Source organism: Pseudomonas sp. PSPC2-3 (assembly GCF_049898265.1).
In the GTDB taxonomy this organism is placed as follows: Bacteria; Pseudomonadota; Gammaproteobacteria; order Pseudomonadales; family Pseudomonadaceae; genus Aquipseudomonas; species Aquipseudomonas veronii.
Window position 1 is genome coordinate 121898 of sequence record NZ_JAFCXJ010000006.1, and the last position, 17006, is coordinate 138903.

General features: G+C 64.0%; 5 protein-coding genes. 2 read left to right on the forward strand and 3 right to left on the reverse strand.

All coding sequences use genetic code 11. From position 1 onward, the window contains the following. Window positions 1–3: 3 nt before the first annotated feature. Window positions 4–10491, forward strand: coding sequence for an amino acid adenylation domain-containing protein (locus ACP7E3_RS15185; RefSeq protein WP_426123573.1), 10488 nt, complete (start codon window positions 4–6; stop codon window positions 10489–10491). 164 nt (window positions 10492–10655) lie between these two features. Here the strand turns inward: ACP7E3_RS15185 and ACP7E3_RS15190 are convergent, their stop codons facing one another. Together ACP7E3_RS15190 and ACP7E3_RS15195 are read right to left on the reverse strand one after the other, a co-directional pair. Continuing rightward, window positions 10656–13088, reverse strand: coding sequence for a TonB-dependent siderophore receptor (locus ACP7E3_RS15190; RefSeq protein ID WP_199918507.1), 2433 nt, complete (start codon window positions 13086–13088; stop codon window positions 10656–10658). 109 nt (window positions 13089–13197) lie between these two features. Then, the gene (locus tag ACP7E3_RS15195) at window positions 13198–14850 is read right to left on the reverse strand and encodes a cyclic peptide export ABC transporter (protein WP_426123576.1); all 1653 of its coding nucleotides are present in this window, start codon (window positions 14848–14850) and stop codon (window positions 13198–13200) included. 199 nt (window positions 14851–15049) lie between these two features. On the opposite strand from ACP7E3_RS15195, the gene ACP7E3_RS15200 reads away from it, so the two are divergent. Further along, window positions 15050–15877, forward strand: a complete 828-nt coding sequence (locus tag ACP7E3_RS15200; protein ID WP_261754276.1) for a N(5)-hydroxyornithine transformylase PvdF — start codon at window positions 15050–15052, stop codon at window positions 15875–15877. Between the two features lie 235 nt (window positions 15878–16112). Here ACP7E3_RS15200 and ACP7E3_RS15205 read toward each other — a convergent pair whose 3' ends face one another. Then, window positions 16113–16979: a formylglycine-generating enzyme family protein gene (locus ACP7E3_RS15205; protein WP_186354611.1), complete on the reverse strand. Its 867-nt coding sequence runs from the start codon at window positions 16977–16979 to the stop codon at window positions 16113–16115. Window positions 16980–17006: the final 27 nt, after the last annotated feature.

Sequence of the window (17006 nt, forward strand, 5' to 3'; positions counted from 1 at the left end):
CCCATGCGTTCCAACCCTAATATCGATCTGGTTTCGCGCTTTCTTCGCCTGCCGCTGGAACAGCGCCAGCAGTTTTATCAGCGCCTGCAAAGCCGTGGCATGAGCTTCGCCCAACTGCCGATTGCTTCGATCCGCGAGGATGGCCAACGCCTGCCGCTGTCCTATGCCCAGGAGCGCCAGTGGTTCCTGTGGCAGTTGGACCCGGACAGCGCCACCTACCACATCCCCGGCGCATTGCGCTTGCAGGGGCGCCTGGACCTGGCGGCGTTGCAGCGCAGCTTCGACAGCCTGCTGGCGCGCCACGAAAGCCTGCGCACCCGGCTGATCCAGGACGGTGAGCAACTGTTGCAAACCATCGAGCCCGAGGCGCGTGTCGAGATCCGGCAGGAGGTTGTTCACGAGGCGCAACTGATGGCGCGGGTCGAAGCCGAGGTCGCCCGCCCGTTCGATCTGCAACAAGGGCCGCTGTTGCGCGTGACCCTGTTGCAACTGGCGGAAGATGAGCATGTGCTGGTGATGGTGCAGCACCACATCGTTTCCGATGGCTGGTCGATGCAAGTGATGGTCCAGGAACTGGTGCAGTTGTATGCCGCCTACAGTCAGGGCCAGGACCTTAGCCTGCCGGGCCTGCCGATCCAGTACGCCGACTACGCGCTGTGGCAACGCAACTGGATGGAGGCCGGGGAGAGGGCCCGCCAGTTGGCGTACTGGCAGGACCTGCTGGGCGGTGAGCAACCCGTGCTGGAATTGCCCCTCGATCACCCGCGCCCCGCGCAGCAAAGCCATCGCGGCGCGAGCCTGCAGGTGCAGCTGCCGGCGGACCTGGTGGCGGGCCTCAAGCGCCTCGCGCAGCAAGAAGGCGTGACGCCGTTCATGCTCCTGCTGGCGTCGTTCCAGACCCTGCTGTTTCGCTACAGCGGCCAAGCGGATATTCGCATCGGCGTACCGAATGCCAACCGCAACCGCGTCGAAACCGAGCGGCTGATTGGCTTTTTCGTCAACACCCAGGTGCTCAAGGCCGATCTCGACGGGCAGATGACGTTTGCCGAACTGTTGCAGCAGACCAAGCATCGTTCCCTGGAAGCCCAGGCGCACCAGGACCTGCCGTTCGAACAGTTGGTGGTGGCGTTGCAGCCCGAACGCAGCCTGAGCCACAACCCGTTGTTCCAGGTGATGTTCAACCACCAGACCGACACCCAGGCCAGCGGTGACGGCCAGCACCTGCCCGGCCTGCGCGTGACGGAACTGGACTGGGACAACCAGACCACCCATTTCGACCTGAGCCTGGACACCCATGAATCCGCTGAAGGCCTGTGGGCCGCGCTGACCTACGCCACCGACCTGTTCGAGGCGGCGACCATCGAGCGCTTTGCGCAACATTGGCAAAACCTGCTCCAGGCGCTGGTGAGTGCGCCGCGCAGCCGTCTTAGCGCGCTGCCGATGCTCGACCGTGCGCAGCAGCAGACGATGCTCCAGGATTGGAACGCGCCGGCCAGCGTCGCCGTCGCACAAGCCGTACACCACCGGTTCGAGGCCCAGGCCCGCCAGCATCCTGAACGCCAGGCGCTGGCCCTGGATGACCAGACGCTCAGCTATGGCGAACTGAACCGCCAGGCCAATCGTCTGGCGCACTACCTGATCGACCAGGGGATCGGCCCGGACGGCCTGGTCGGTATCGCCGTCGAGCGTTCCTTTGCCATGGTGGTCAGCCTGTTGGCGGTGCTCAAGGCGGGCGGTGCCTACGTGCCGCTTGACCCTGAGTATCCGCGCGAGCGCCTGGTGCATATGCTCGAGGACAGTGGCGTGCGCCTGGTGTTGACTCAGTCTCACCTGCGTGAGCGCCTGCCGCTGGCCGGGTCGTTGACCTGCCTGGATATCGACCTGGCCCACGCGACGTTGGCGCCGTATGCCGAACACGCTCCGGCGCTCGACGTCGAGCCGCAGAGCCTGGCCTACGTGATCTACACCTCGGGCTCCACCGGCAAACCCAAGGGCGTTGCCATCAGCCACGCGGCGCTGAGTGAGTTCGCCGACATCGCGGCCGACTATTCGCGCCTGGTCCCACAGGATCGGGTGCTGCAGTTCGCCACCTTGAACTTCGACGGCTTCGTCGAGCAGCTGTACCCGGCGCTGACCCTGGGCGCCACCGTGGTGTTGCGCGGCCCGCAGTTGTGGGACGGCGCCGACCTGTACCGGCAGATCATCGATCATGGCATCACCCTGGCCGACTTGCCGACGGCTTACTGGAAACTGTTCCTGCACGATTGCCTGGCGGCGGGCCCACGGTCTTACGGGGCCTTGCGCCAGGTGCATATCGGCGGCGAAGCCATGCCCCTGGACGGCCCGGCGATGTGGCGCCGGGCCGGGCTGGGGCACGTGCGGCTGCTCAACACCTACGGGCCCACCGAGGCCACGGTGGTGTCCAGCGTGCTCGATTGCAGCGCCGACGAAGGGGTGATCGGCGGCAGCGCCAGCCCGATTGGCCGCGCGTTGCCGGGGCGGGCGTTGTATGTGCTGGACGGCGACCTCAACCTGTTGCCGGTCGGCGCCGTGGGCGAACTCTACATCGCCAGTGCCAGCGGCTTGGCGCGTGCTTACCTGCAACGCCCGGGCCTGACCGCCGAGCGCTTTGTCGCCGACCCGTTCGGCGGCCTGGGCGAGCGTCTTTATCGCACCGGCGACGTGGCGCGTTATCGCGCCGACGGGGTGATCGAATACGTCGGCCGCGTCGATCACCAGGTGAAGATCCGTGGGTTCCGTATCGAGCTGGGTGAAATCGAGGCGCTGCTGCTGGCCCAGGATGCCGTCCGTGAGGCCTTCGTGCTGGCCGCCGACAATCAGTTGGTGGCCTATCTGGTGGCGACGCAGCCATTGTCCGAGCCGGAGCAGGTGAGCGCCGCCGAACAGCTCAAGGCCACCTTGCGCGAGCAACTGCCCGATTACATGGTGCCGGCGCACCTGATCTTCCTCGAGCGCATGCCCTTGAACCCCAACGGCAAGCTCGACCGCCAGGCCCTGCCGACACCCATCGGCGGCTCGGCACAGCAGGCATGGTTGGCACCGGTCACGCCGCTGCAGCAACAGATCGCGGCGATCTGGGCCGATATCCTTGGCGTCGAGCGTGTCGGCCTGGCCCATCATTTCTTTGAACTGGGCGGGCATTCCCTGCTGGCCATGCAAGTGGTCTCGCGCATTCGCCAGGCCCTGGACCTGGAAGTCCCGCTCAAGACGCTGTTCGAGCAGCCGCGCCTGGCAGGCTTTGTCGCTGCCTTGACGACCGCCGATCCCGCCGCCCCGAAAGCCCCGGCCCTGCTGCCGGCCGGGCGCGACCAGCCGTTGCCGCTGTCGTATGCCCAGGAGCGCCAGTGGTTTCTCTGGCAGTTGGAGCCGCACAGTGCGGCGTACCACATCCCCAGCGCGCTGCGCCTGAAAGGCCAGCTTGACCGCGCGGCGTTGCAGCGCAGTTTCGACGCCTTGCTGGCCCGTCATGAAAGCCTGCGCACCTCCCTGCGCCAGGAGCTCGAGCGCACGGTTCAAGTGATTGAACCGCAGGTGTCGTTGCCCATCGCGTGCGCCGATGTCGATGAAGCTGCGCTGAAGGCCCGGGTAGAAGCCGAGATCGCCCAGCCCTTCGACCTGCAACAAGGGCCGTTGCTGCGTGTCTGCCTGCTGCGCCTGGCCGCCGATGAGCATGTGCTGGTGCTGGTGCAGCATCACATCGTCTCCGATGGCTGGTCGATGCAACTGATGGTCGAAGAACTGGTGCAGCACTACGCGGCTTACAGCCAGGGTCAGACCCTGGTATTGCCGGCGCTGCCGCTCCAGTACGCCGATTACGCCGTGTGGCAGCGCCGTTGGATGGAGGCGGGCGAGAAGGATCGCCAACTGAACTACTGGCGCGACCGGCTCGGCGGTGAGCAGAGCGTGCTGGAGCTGCCGTTCGACCACCCGCGCCCGGCGGTGCAAAGCCACCGTGGCGCACGCCTGCCGATCGAACTGGCGCCCGCGCTCGCCCACGACCTCAAGGCCCTGGCCCAGCAACAGGGCGTGACCCTGTTCATGCTGTTGCTGGCTTCGTTCCAGACCTTGCTGCACCGCTACAGCGGCCAGGAAGACATCCGCGTCGGCGTGCCGATCGCCAACCGCAACCGCAGTGAAACCGAGCGCCTGATCGGCTTTTTCGTCAACACCCAGGTACTCAAGGCCGACATTCACGGGCAGATGAGCGTCGCGCAGGTGGTGCAGCAGACCCGGCAACGGGCGCTGGAGGCGCAGGCCCACCAGGACTTGCCGTTCGAACAATTGGTGGAGGCCTTGCAGCCCGAGCGCAGCCTGAGCCACAACCCGTTGTTCCAAGTGATGTTCAACCACCAGACCGACGTCGGCCAGGCCCAGGTCCAGCACCAATTGCCGACGCTGCGGGTAGAAGGACTGGAGTGGGAAAGCCGGACCGCGCATTTTGATCTGGACCTGGATATTCAAGAATCCACCGAAGGTATCTGGGCCACATTGGGGTATGCCCAGGACCTGTTCGAAGCCTCGACCGTGCAGCGTATGGCGCGGCATTGGCAGAACCTGTTGCAGGCGATGGTCGCCGATCCGCAGCAGACCCTCGGCCAGTTGAACCTGCTGGACGGGGATGAACAGCGGCACATCCTGCAGTTGTGGAATCAATCCGACGCCGGCTTCCCGGCCCAGCGCCTGGTACACGAGTTGGTCGCCGAGCGTGCGCGGGAAAACCCGCAGGCGATCGCGATCAAGTTCGACGCACAAACCCTGACCTACGGCGCGCTGGACCGCCAGGCCAACCAGTTGGCCCACGCGTTGATCGCCCGTGGCGTCGGCCCGGAAGTGCGCGTGGCGATTGCCATGCCGCGCAGTGCGGAGATCATGGTGGCGTTCCTTGCGGTGCTGAAAGCTGGCGGCGTGTATGTGCCGCTGGACGTCGAATACCCACGCGATCGCCTGCTGTACATGATGCAGGACAGCCGCGCCAAGCTGCTGTTGACCCATACCGCCGTGCAGCGGCAACTGCCGATTGCCGAAGGCCTGGATACGCTGGCCATCGACCGCACCGAAACCTGGAGCGGCTTCAGCGACACTGCGCCGTCGGTTGATCTCGACGGCGACAACCTCGCCTACGTGATCTACACCTCCGGCTCCACCGGCATGCCCAAGGGCGTGGCGGTGGCCCATGGTCCGCTGGTGGCGCATATCATCGCCACCGGCGAACGCTACGAAACCGGCCCGGCCGATTGCGAATTGCACTTCATGTCCTTCGCTTTCGACGGCTCCCACGAAGGCTGGATGCACCCGCTGATCAACGGCGCCAGCGTGCTGATCCGCGATGACAGCCTGTGGCTGCCGGAATACACCTACGCGCAAATGCACCGTCACAACGTGACCATGGCCGTGTTCCCACCGGTGTACCTGCAACAGTTGGCCGAGCATGCCGAGCGCGACGGTAATCCGCCGAAGGTGCGCGTGTATTGCTTTGGCGGTGACGCGGTGGCGCAAGCGAGCTACGACCTGGCCTGGCGTGCGCTGAAACCCACTTATCTGTTCAACGGCTACGGCCCGACCGAAACTGTGGTCACGCCGTTGCTGTGGAAAGCACGCAAGGGCGATCCCTGCGGCGCCGTGTACGCACCGATCGGCACGCTGTTGGGCAACCGCAGCGGCTACATCCTCGACGCCCAACTCAACCTGCAACCCATCGGCGTCGCTGGCGAGCTGTACCTGGGCGGCGAGGGCGTGGCGCGCGGTTATCTGGAACGCCCGGCACTCACCGCCGAACGCTTCGTCCCCGACCCGTTCGGCAAACCCGGCAGCCGCGTGTACCGCAGCGGCGACCTGACCCGTGGCCGCCCGGATGGCGTGGTGGATTACCTCGGCCGTGTCGACCACCAGGTGAAAATCCGTGGTTTCCGTATCGAGCTGGGCGAGATCGAAGCGCGGCTGCGCGAGCAGGACAGCGTCGGCGAAACCGTGGTGGTGGCCCAGGAAGGCCCGAACGGTAAGCAGTTGGTGGCCTATGTGGTGCCACTGGATCCGGTGCTGATGGACGATGCGGTGGCCCAGTCCACCTGCCGTGAAAACCTGCGCCGCGCCCTGAAAACCCGCCTGCCGGACTACATGGTGCCCTCGCACCTGATGTTCCTGGAGCGCATGCCGCTCACCCCCAATGGCAAGCTCGATCGCAAGGGCCTGCCGCGTCCTGATGTGAGCCAGATGCAGCAGGTGTATGTGGCGCCACAGAGCGAGCTGGAGCAGGACGTGGCGGCGATCTGGGGTGAAATCCTGGGCCTGGAACGGGTTGGCCTGGCCGACCACTTCTTTGAATCTGGGGGGCACTCGTTGCTGGCGATGCAGGTCATCTCCCGTCTGCGCCAGTTGCTGGGCCGGGAAGTTCCCCTCAGAACCCTGTTTGAACACCCGCGGTTGCAGGGTTTTGTCGAGACGCTGCAGCGTTCGGCAGCCGAGACGGACAGTGCGCCGGCGATTCTGCCCGTCAGCCGCCAGCAGCCGTTGGCATTGTCTTATGCCCAGGAGCGGCAGTGGTTCCTCTGGCAACTGGACCCCCAGAGCGCCGCGTACCATATCCCCAGCACCCTGCGCCTGCGTGGCTGGCTGGACCAGGCCGCGCTGCAACGCAGTTTCGAAACGCTGGTGGCGCGCCATGAAAGCCTGCGCACCCAGGTGTACCAGGACGCAGGCCGCGCTCTGCAAATGATCCGGGATGCGGGTGCCGTGGAGATCCTGCATGCCGATGCCGACGAAGCGGATGTGCAGCGCCTGGTGCAAGCCGAGATCGCGCGACCGTTTGACCTGCAACAAGGCCCGCTGCTGCGGGTGACCCTGCTGCGCCTGGCTGACGACGAACACGTGCTGGTGCTGGTGCAGCATCACATCGTCTCCGATGGCTGGTCGATGCAGGTGATGGTCGACGAGCTGGTGCAACTGTACGCGGCCTACAGCCAAGGCCAGGACCTGCAACTGCCGGCGCTGCCGATTCAATACGCCGACTATGCGCAGTGGCAGCGCGACTGGATGGCGGGCGGCGAGCGCGAGCGTCAATTGGCTTACTGGCAAACGCTGCTGGGCGGTGAACAGCCGGTGCTGGAACTGCCCGCCGAGCGGCCGCGACCTTCGGTGCAGAGCTATCGCGGGGCGAGCCTGGATGTCGTCCTGGACCCGGCGCTGGTGAAGGGGCTCAAGGCCCTGGCGCAGCGTGAGGGGGTCACGTTGTTCATGGTACTGCTGGCGTCGTTCCAGACCCTGTTGCACCGTTACAGCGGCCAGCAGGATATTCGCGTCGGTGTGCCGATCGCCAACCGCAGCCGGGTCGAAACCGAGCGGCTGGTGGGGTTCTTCGTCAATACCCAGGTGCTCAAGGCCGATATCGATGCTCAACTGACCGTCACCCAATTGTTGCAGCAGGCCAAGCGGCGGGCCCTGGATGCCCAGAGCCATCAGGACCTGCCCTTCGAGCAATTGGTCGAGGCGCTGCAACCCGAGCGCAGCCTGAGCCATAACCCGTTGTTCCAGGTGATGTTCAATCACCAGAGCGAAGCGCGCCTGGCCAACAGTGGCCAGCAGCTTGCCGACCTGAGGGTTGAAGGGTTGGAGTGGGGCACGCAGACCGCGCAGTTCGACTTGAGCCTGGACACCCAGGAGACCGCCGAAGGGCTGTGGGCGACCCTGACCTACGCCACCGATCTGTTCGACGCCGCGACACCCAAGCGCATGGCCCGCCATTGGCAGAACCTGTTGCAGGGCATGCTCGGCGATCCGAATCAGCGGGTCACCCAGTTGCCGATGCTGGAGCGTCTGGAGCAGCAGGTGATGGTCGAGCAGTGGAACGACACGGCGCAGGATTACCCGTTGCAGCAGAGCGTGCAGCAGTTGATCGAAGCGCAAGCTGAACGCACGCCGGATGCCCAGGCATTGCTGTTTGATTGCGAAGTGCTCACTTACGCCCAACTGAATGCTCGTGCCAACCGCCTGGCGCACCGCCTGATACAGGCCGGTGTCGGGCCAGACCTGCTGGTGGGCGTGGCGATGGAGCGCTCGGTGGAGATGGTGGTGGCGCTTCTGGCCGTGCTCAAGGCTGGCGGCGCCTATGTGCCGCTGGACCCGGAATACCCGCGCGAGCGCCTGGCCTACATGCTGCGGGACAGTGGGGTGCAACTGCTGTTGACGCAGGCGCATCTGGTAGCGTCGTTGCCCATCGGTGACTGCGTACAGTGCCTGGTGGTGGAGCAGGGTGACAGCTGGCTGGCAGGGTTTGCCACCTTCAATCCCGAGGTCGCCGTCGAGGCCGAAAACCTCGCTTATGTCATCTACACCTCCGGTTCCACCGGGCAGCCGAAGGGCGCCGGTAACCGCCACTGTGCATTGACCAACCGATTGCTGTGGATGCAGCAAGCGTATGCACTGGATGCCAGTGATACGGTGCTGCAAAAGACGCCGTTCAGTTTTGACGTGTCGGTCTGGGAGTTCTTCTGGCCGTTGATGAGCGGCGCACGGTTGGTCATGGCGGCTCCGGGTGATCATCGGGAGCCGTCGCGCCTGGTGACGTTGATCAATCGACACCAGGTCACCACTTTGCACTTCGTGCCCTCGATGTTGCAGGCGTTCCTCCAGGACTCGCAGGCCGGCAGTTGCCAGGGCCTGCAACGCATCATTTGCAGCGGCGAAGCCCTGCCGGTGGACGCCCAGCAACAGGTGTTCGCCAAACTGCCCAAGGCCGGGCTGTTCAACCTGTACGGCCCGACCGAGGCGGCCATCGATGTGACCCATTGGACGTGTGTCGATGAAAACCGCGACAGCGTGCCGATTGGCCAGCCGATCGCCAACCTGCGCACCCATGTGCTGGATGCGCAGTTGCAGCCGGTTGCCGCGGGTGTTGCCGGTGAGTTGTACCTGGGCGGGGTCGGGCTGGCGCGCAGTTACCATCGCCGTTCCGGCCTGACCGCCGAGCGCTTTGTGCCGTGCCCGTTCCAGCCTGGCGCGCGGTTGTATCGTACCGGGGACCGGGTCCGTCAGCGCATGGATGGCGTGATTGAATACCTGGGGCGCCTGGATCATCAGGTCAAGTTGCGTGGTTTGCGGATCGAGCTGGGCGAAATCGAGGCGCGCCTGCTGGAGCATCCGCAGGTGCGTGAAGCATCGGTGCAAGTGCAGGATGGCAAGCATCTGGTGGGCTACCTGGTGTTGCACGACCCGGCCGCCGCCTGGCGTGATGCCCTGAGTCATCACTTGCTGGCGCATTTGCCCGACTACATGGTGCCTGCGCAATGGGTCGTGCTGGACCGCATGCCCTTGAGCCCCAACGGCAAGTTAGACCGCAAGGCCCTGCCGGCACCGGACGCCAGCGTGCATCAGCGGCACTTCGTTGCGCCGAGCAACCCGCTGGAGCACACCGTTGTGCTCGCCTGGCGCGAGGTCCTGGGCCTTGAACAGGTGGGGGTGGAGGACAACTTCTTCGAGCTGGGCGGGCACTCGTTGCTGGTGTTGATGCTCAAGGAGCGTATCCGCAAGGCTACCGGCGTCGAGCTTTCGGTGAGTCAGCTGATGCTCAACCCGACGGTTGCGGGGCAGGTGGCCTGTGTTAATGGTCAGGCCGGCAACTCGTTGATCGTCAGGTTGAACAGCCAGACCCGTGGCACACCGTTGTACCTGTTTCACCCCAGCTATGGTTCGGTGCATTGCTACAAGGCCATTGCCCTGGCGTTGCGCGAGCAGCGGCCGGTAATGGGCGTGATCTGCCGGGCGTTGGCCGAGGAGGGCAGTGAAGTGCCGGCCTGGCACGAGATGGTCGAGGACTACACCGCGCAATTGTTGACGGCGCAGCCGGAGGGGGCCTTCCGTCTGGCGGGCTGGTCCCTGGGCGGCAACCTGGCGATGGAAGTTGCCCATGGCCTGGAGCAGGCTGGGCGGGAAGTGGAGTGCGTGGGCTGGATCGACGCATCGCCACCCCAGTGGGTCAAGCCTTTCTGGGACACGGCGGTGATGGTCGATGAACGCGAAATATCCGCCAATGACCGGCGCGTGGAGTTGTTGGGCGCGATGTTCCCTGAGTTCACGGCGCAGATCCATGCCAAGTGGTCGGGCCAGCAGGCCACGGTTGACGGCGACGATGAGCAATGGGCCGGGTTCAACCAGTGGGCCGGGGATGTGCTGGGTGAGCGCTTCCATGAACTCAAGGAAGAGTTGCTCAGCGGCCATGAGGCGCAAATCTCGTGGGAGGTCGACCGCATGCTGGGCCAGCGCCTGCATGATGCCGATTTCAAGGCGATCAAGGCGCCGATCAGTTGCTGGTGGGCGACCTTGAGCCGCACGGGTGTGCATCATCGGTTGATTGAGGCGAGCATGCTGGAGGTCGCCGGCCAGTCCCGGATTGAACGTTCGGTGCTGATCGAGACCAGTCATGATCGGTTGATCGACAACGCGGCGTTCGTGCGCAGCTTCGCCGATGCGATGGCGTAACACCGGGCCTGAACGAACAAGCCCCCGGCCACTGATGGTGACCGGGGGCTTTTTCGTGGGGTGGGGTTCAACGACCGGTCCTTGCAAAAACGCCCCGGGCAATGAATGCACGGGGCGTTAGGGTTGGAACCCTCAGTAGCCGCCAGGGCGGCTACGAGCAGGCCTTAGAAGTCCCAGCGGGTGCTGAGCATGAAGTTGCGTGGCTCGCCGTAGGCGGCAGAGTTATAGAAGCCGATGTTGGTGTAGTAGGTCTTATCGAAGATGTTGTTGACGTTCAACGTTGCCGACACGTTCTTGGTGAACTGGTAGCGGGTCATCAGGTCCACCAGCCAGTAGGATTCCTGGGAAAACTCCTCGTAGCCGCCTTTCGGGCTGTTGTAGATGTCCTGCCAGCCAACACTCTGCCAGCGAGCGCCGCCGCCGACGGTCAGCTTGTCGAGGTTGCCCTTGAACTTGTACGAGGTGTAGACGCTGACCTGATCTTCCGGCTCGAAGGTCGAGATCTTGATGTCGTTGTCGTCGCGCACAACCTTGTGGGTATAGCCACCCTGGAGCTGCCAGCCCGGTGCCAGTTCGCCCGACATTTCGACTTCGTAACCCTTGGTCACGGCCTTGGTGCCCTTGAACGCGTAGTTCGACGGTGTCGGCGTGCGGTTGTTGTATTCGTCGTCGGACACGGAACGGTTGGTTTCGTGGATCTCGAAGTAGGCGGCGCTGGCGTTTACACGACCGTCCAGGAAGTCTGCCTTGACGCCCAGTTCCCAGTTCTGGCCTTCATCCGGCTCGACCAGCTTGTTGTTGCGGTCGCGGTTGTAGCTTTCCTGCGGCATGAAGATATCGGTGTAGCTGGCGTAGACCGAGTACGTGTCGTTCAGGTCGTAGACCACACCGGCATACGGCACGAACCGTCCGGTTTCCTTGTAGGTCGGGTTGTTGCCGGTGACGGTGTAGTCGACCACGCGGCCGCCGAGCAGCAGCTTGAGGTCGTCGGCGAGGTTCAGGCGGGTGGTCATGTACGCGCCGGTCTGGCGCACGGTGTCGTCGATCTTCGACTGCGGTGTGCCCCAATCCGGTTCGGTCGCGTTGCCGTGCCAGTTGTAGAAGTTCACCAGGTTGGGGGCGAGGTTCCAGTAGCCATTGCCGTTCCACTCGGAAGAACTGATGGAGCCGCCGAGGACCAACTCATGCTCGCGGCCACCCAGACTGAACGGGCCGCTCACATATAGGTCGGCGGAGTCGCTGACGGTTTCGCCGGTGTACTTGCCCGATGTCAGCTGCGAAGTGCCGTCCAGGTTGGGAGTGCTGCCCTGGATCGAGCCCATCTTCGCGTGGTAGCCGTTGATCTTGTGGTCCAGTTGCAGCTTGGTAACCCAGCCATCGCCGAGGTCGTGCTCGACTATGGCGAATAGGGTGCGGGTGTACTGCTCCCAACTGCTCCAGTCGGCGGCGTTGTTGAACGAGCGCTTCACGTTGTTGCGATTACCCTGGGCGTCGATCAGCGGGAAGCTGCCGGACCAGGACGAGCCTTTTGGCAGGCTGTCCTGGTAGTCGCCACCCACGGTCAGCATGGTGTCCGGGGACAGGTCGAATTCCATGATGCCGTAGTAGACCGGGCTTTGGCGCTCATAGCGGTCCATGAAGGAATGCTTGTCCTGGTAAGCCGCCACCGCCCGACCCCGGACATTCCCGGTTTCGGTCAGCGGGCCGCTCACATCCAGTTCGCTGCGGTAGTTGTCCCAGGAGCCGGCACCCACGCTGGCGTGGCCCTGGAACTCTGCGGTGGGCTTTTTGCGCACAAGGTTGATGGTCGCACCCAGGGAGCCTGCGCCAGTGAGCAGGCCGGTGGCGCCCTTGAGTACTTCGACCCGGTCATAGATCGCCATGTCGCTCAGGGTGTTACCCGCCGAATAGGCCACGTTGCGCGCAGTGGACGGAATGCCGTCGTACTGGAAGTTGTTGATGGAGAAACCACGGGCGTAGTAGTTGCTGCGCTCGGTATCGAAGGCCGAGACGGTGATGCCCGGCGTGTGGCGCATCACGTCGTCAACGTTGTTCAGGCCGAAGTCGTCCATGTGCTGGCGGGTGATGACGGTCACCGACTGCGGCGTCTCCTTGGGCGTCAGCACCAGGCGGGTCGAGGTGGCGATGTAGCCTGGGGTATAGGAACCGGTGTTTTCGGTCACGTTGCCCAGTTGGTTGGCGGTCACCTGGGTCGGGCTCAGTTCGAGCCCGGCGGAGGTACCGGCGGCGGTGACGGTCAGCGAATTGCCGTTGAGGCTGTGGGTGGTCGACGTTCCTGACAGCAGGGTATTGATCGCCTGTTGCGGGTCCAGTTTGCCTTTGACGGCGGTGCTGTTCTTGCCTTGCACGTCGGTCGGGCTGTAGAGCACCTGCATGTTGGCCTGATGACCGAAGGCCTGCAGCGCGCTCCCCAGCGGCTGCGCGGGAATGTCCAACTCGATCTCTTGTGCCTGCACATAGCCGGCCACCGGCAGTGATATGGCCAGGGCCAGGGCGTTCGGCAGGAGGTTGACGTTCAGGGCCCGACGCATGGATAGCGCTTTGCTCAGTGGGCTGAGACCGAGTCGTGCTGGCATGGGTGTTTTCTCTTCTATGTTTTAAGTGGGCAATTATAGGTGTTTATTGAGTCTGGTTCTCATTACCACTAGTGAGACGTTCCTATCCCGGGAAACCGGAAAAGAAAATTCACGCCGGCGTCAGTTCGTGCACGACCTGGCCGGCGCGCAGGCGCACCAATTGGTCGGCGATATCGAAATAGCGGTCGTCGTGACTGATCACGATGATGGTCTTGCCCAGGCGCTTGAGGTCCGGCAGCAACTCGGTATAGAAGATCCGGCGGAAGGCCGGGTCCTGGTCGGCGGCCCACTCGTCGAACACCAGCACCGGGCGTTCTTCCAGCCAGGCGTTGACCAGCGCCAGGCGCTTGCGTTGGCCGGTGGACAGATCGGTGGTGCTGAACACGCCATCCTTGACGCTGACCTTGTGGGCGATCTCCAGGCGTTCCAGGTATTTTGTCGCGCTGTCGAGTGACTGGGCGGCGCTGCCCTGGACCAGGTCGTCGAACAGGTAGTAATCGGCGAACACCGTGGTGAACAGCTGGCGATAGTCGTCGCGCTCGGAGTCGCTCACGGCGTTGCCATTGAGCAGGATTTCCCCGGCCTGCGGCGGGTATAGCCCCAGCAGCAGCTTGATCAGGGTGGTCTTGCCGCTGCCGTTTTCGCCGACGATGAACACGATATCGCCCTGGGCGATGTTCAGGTCGATCGGCCCCAGGTGGAACGGTTCGCTGCCTGCCACTGCCGGCGGGCTGTAGCGCACACCGCGCAATTCCAGGCTGTTGACCACCGGTTGCGGGGCTTCGCTGTCATCCATCAGCAGGTGCGGTTCCGGCGAGGAGAAGCGCTGTGACAGCTCACTGATACGACCAAATGCAATCTTCGCCTTGCCCACCACCGGCAGGTAGCCGAGCAGGTGTTCCAGCGGGCCTTTCATGTACAGCAGCACCAGGACGAAACCGGTGATCACGCTAGGGTCGGGGTTGGGGTTATAGGCCTGCATCGCCAGGGCCAAGCCGATCACCACGAAGAACAACATCGAGCCAAAGGTCTTGGCAAGGATGTAGATGTTAACGGAACGCACCTGGATGTCGGCGATGCGGTCCGCGGTTTCCTGAATGCGCTGGGTGTTCATGCGAAAGCGCCGGGGCCGGTGCATGCGCAGTTCCTTGGCGCCGGAGGCAATGGCGTTGTAGTAACGCTGCAGCTCATCCTCGTGGCTGCGCGCCAGGTCGAAGCCCTGGATGCCTTTGCCGCCGGCGATGAACTGCACGGCACTGCCGATCACGATGGCGACCACCATCATCAGGAACATCGGTACCGACAGGTAGGCCAGGTAGCCCAGGCAACCCAGGGTCACTGTGGCCGCAATGGCCAGCGGTGTGAACGCGAAGGAGAAATCGCTGATGGTGTCGACGTCGTGGGTCAGTACCGGGATCAGCCGGTGGGAGCGATAACCCTCGATCTGCCCGATCGGCGCCGACAGCACCTTTTCGCCGAGGTCCTTGCGCAGGGCGGCAATGATCCGTTGGCCGACGTAATTGGTGCCGATATCGGAAATGATCGAACTGACCAGCGCCAGCACACACAGCGCAGCAAACGTCAGAATCACCCCTTGGGTCATCCCGGCGGAGGAGTGCAGCGCATTATTGATAGTCGCCAGCAGCAGCGTGATGGCCAGGCCACCGGCCATGCCCAGGGCGACGGAGACGCTCACGATGGCGCGAAAGGGCCTGAGCAATGCGAGCAAACCGCTGAAGGCGCCGCGCTTGGGGTCGGTCATAGGTACTTCCCGGAAAGTGAATGGAGGGGGCTGGGCACACAGACCCTTACCCATGACAAACGAAGCGTCGGCGCGAGTATTTAGCGCGGCGTGCCCGGCGGTGGCGGTGGCGGATAAATTGCCCGCTGCCTGGTTCGTTCTTGTTGGGTAGGCGCACGCGTAGGGTCGCGTGCCGGATCTATTCAGTGAGAGCGAACCAATGACGAAAAAAAACCTGGTGTATGTGTGGTCCCTGAGAAATGCCGCCGCCGACAAGGCCGGGCAGCCAGTGGCCTATAAGGACCACGAGCGCTACATGAAGTCGGTGCTGGAGTTTCTGGTGGGCTCGCTCAACGATACGTCGCTGGGCGAGGCCTATAACCTGGTGGGCGTGGTGTATGACGACGACGAGCAAAACCCGCGTGACCGGCAATTGGTCGCCGACTATGGCTTTGCCTATGCGCCGGGCCGCCAGTGGCTGTACCCGGCGGACCTGCGGGTGCAGGGGCGTCTGGTCAACGATTTGCTGCTGAGCGTGCCGTCCACCTACCGCCGCCTGCCGCGTGGCAGCGCGCAACACATCGCCGGCAAGCAGGATTTCGAACGCCGCCTGCACGACACGCTGGTGGAGCTGAAGGCCGATATCGTGGTGCTGGACGGCCTGTTGGTGATCCTCGATGAGCTGGTGCGCCCGGGTGCGCCATTTGCGCGGCGGATCATGAACATTCACCCGGGCATTACCCGTATCGAATCGCCCTACGAGCGCCGGGGCGCCTACGCCACCTGGAACGCCTTGTACGGTGCCCGTGGCCAGGCGGTGGTGGATTGGACGACCAAGGAGACGCAGCCGTGCGAGCCGCTGTACCTGACCGGTGCCTCGTTCCACTACGTGGACAACGGCATCGACTCCGGTGAAGTGTTCCACGACGTGCTCAAGACCGAGATTTCCCCGGACGACACCATCCTCGAATTGCGCTGGAACAACTTCAATAACAGCCTGTTTCCGGCGTTGCATGAAGGTTTGGAACGGTTGGCTCAGCAAAGCTGACGCACGCCCCCTGTAGGAGCGGGCTTGCCCGCGAAAATCGCCAACGATAACGCGTTTATCCTGGATAAACGCGGCGTACTCGGGGGCTTCGCGAGCAAGCTCGCTCCTACAGTGGGTGCAGCGGGTGCAGCGGGTGCAGCGGGTGCAGCGGGTGCAGCGGGTGCAGTAGGTGCAGTGGGTGCAGCGGGTGCAGCGGATGCAGTGGGTGCAGTGGGTGCAGTGAGGGGATTTGTTGTTACAGGTCGCGCACTACCCGAAAGCCGATCCAGTCCCCGCGTGTCTGCGGGTAGATGTTGTTGCGATTGCCCGAGCGCGAGAACACTGGCGCTTCGCCCCAGTCATTGCCACGGATCTGGTAGCTCTCGCAGTTCGGTTCCACCCAGGCGCTGCCGTCGGTCGGTGCGCCGATGTAGTTGGGGTGTTCGCAGTCGGCCACGCGCTCGTAGACGTTGCCGTGCATGTCGTACATGCCGAATGCGTTCGGCGGGTAGCTGCCGGCCGGCGAGGAAAAACTGTAGCCATCCGCCGGACCGTAAGTGTTGGCATGTTCGGCAATGCTGTAACCCTTGCCCTCGTCGAACGGAAACGGGAAGGGCCCGCTGGAGCCGGCGCGCGCGGCGTATTCGCGCTGGGCTTCGCTGACCATGCGGTACGGCTGCCCGGTCTTTTTCGACAGCCAGGCCACGTAGTGTTTGATGTCGTCCATGTCCATGCACACTGCCGGCTGACGCGGGCTCTGGGGGTAGCGCGGCTTGCTGGCGATGCATTCGCGGCCGGGGCGGGTGTCGCCGTCGGCGATCTTGACCCCGGTCTGGCGGATATAGCTGTCCCACTCGCCAGCGGTGATCTGGAAGCGGCTCATGGCGAACGGCTTGGCGAAGGTCACGGCATGCATCGGGCCTTCGTCCGGCTCGCGGCCGACCTCATCGTCGGGCGTGCCCATGGTGAAAGTGCCGGCGGGCAGCACCACCATTTCCGGGCAGTCCTTGCAGTCCTTGAATACTTTGCCGGGTTGCGGCGTGGCGGCCTCGGCCAGGTTGGGCAGCAGCGCTGCGCACAGGGCGGTGAGGGCCAAAGCGGTCAGGGGGGCGGATGGCGTCATGTGGGCCTCTCGTTCAAAGGGCAAAGG

Excerpts from the sequence above, each read along its gene's own strand:
- ACP7E3_RS15185 (WP_426123573.1), top strand. The coding sequence starts at position 4 with ATGCGTTCCAACCCTAATATCGATCTGGTTTCGCGCTTTCTTCGCCTG.
- ACP7E3_RS15190 (WP_199918507.1), bottom strand. The coding sequence starts at position 13,088 with ATGCCAGCACGACTCGGTCTCAGCCCACTGAGCAAAGCGCTATCCATG.
- ACP7E3_RS15195 (WP_426123576.1), bottom strand. The coding sequence starts at position 14,850 with ATGACCGACCCCAAGCGCGGCGCCTTCAGCGGTTTGCTCGCATTGCTC.
- ACP7E3_RS15200 (WP_261754276.1), top strand. The coding sequence starts at position 15,050 with ATGACGAAAAAAAACCTGGTGTATGTGTGGTCCCTGAGAAATGCCGCC.
- ACP7E3_RS15205 (WP_186354611.1), bottom strand. The coding sequence starts at position 16,979 with ATGACGCCATCCGCCCCCCTGACCGCTTTGGCCCTCACCGCCCTGTGC.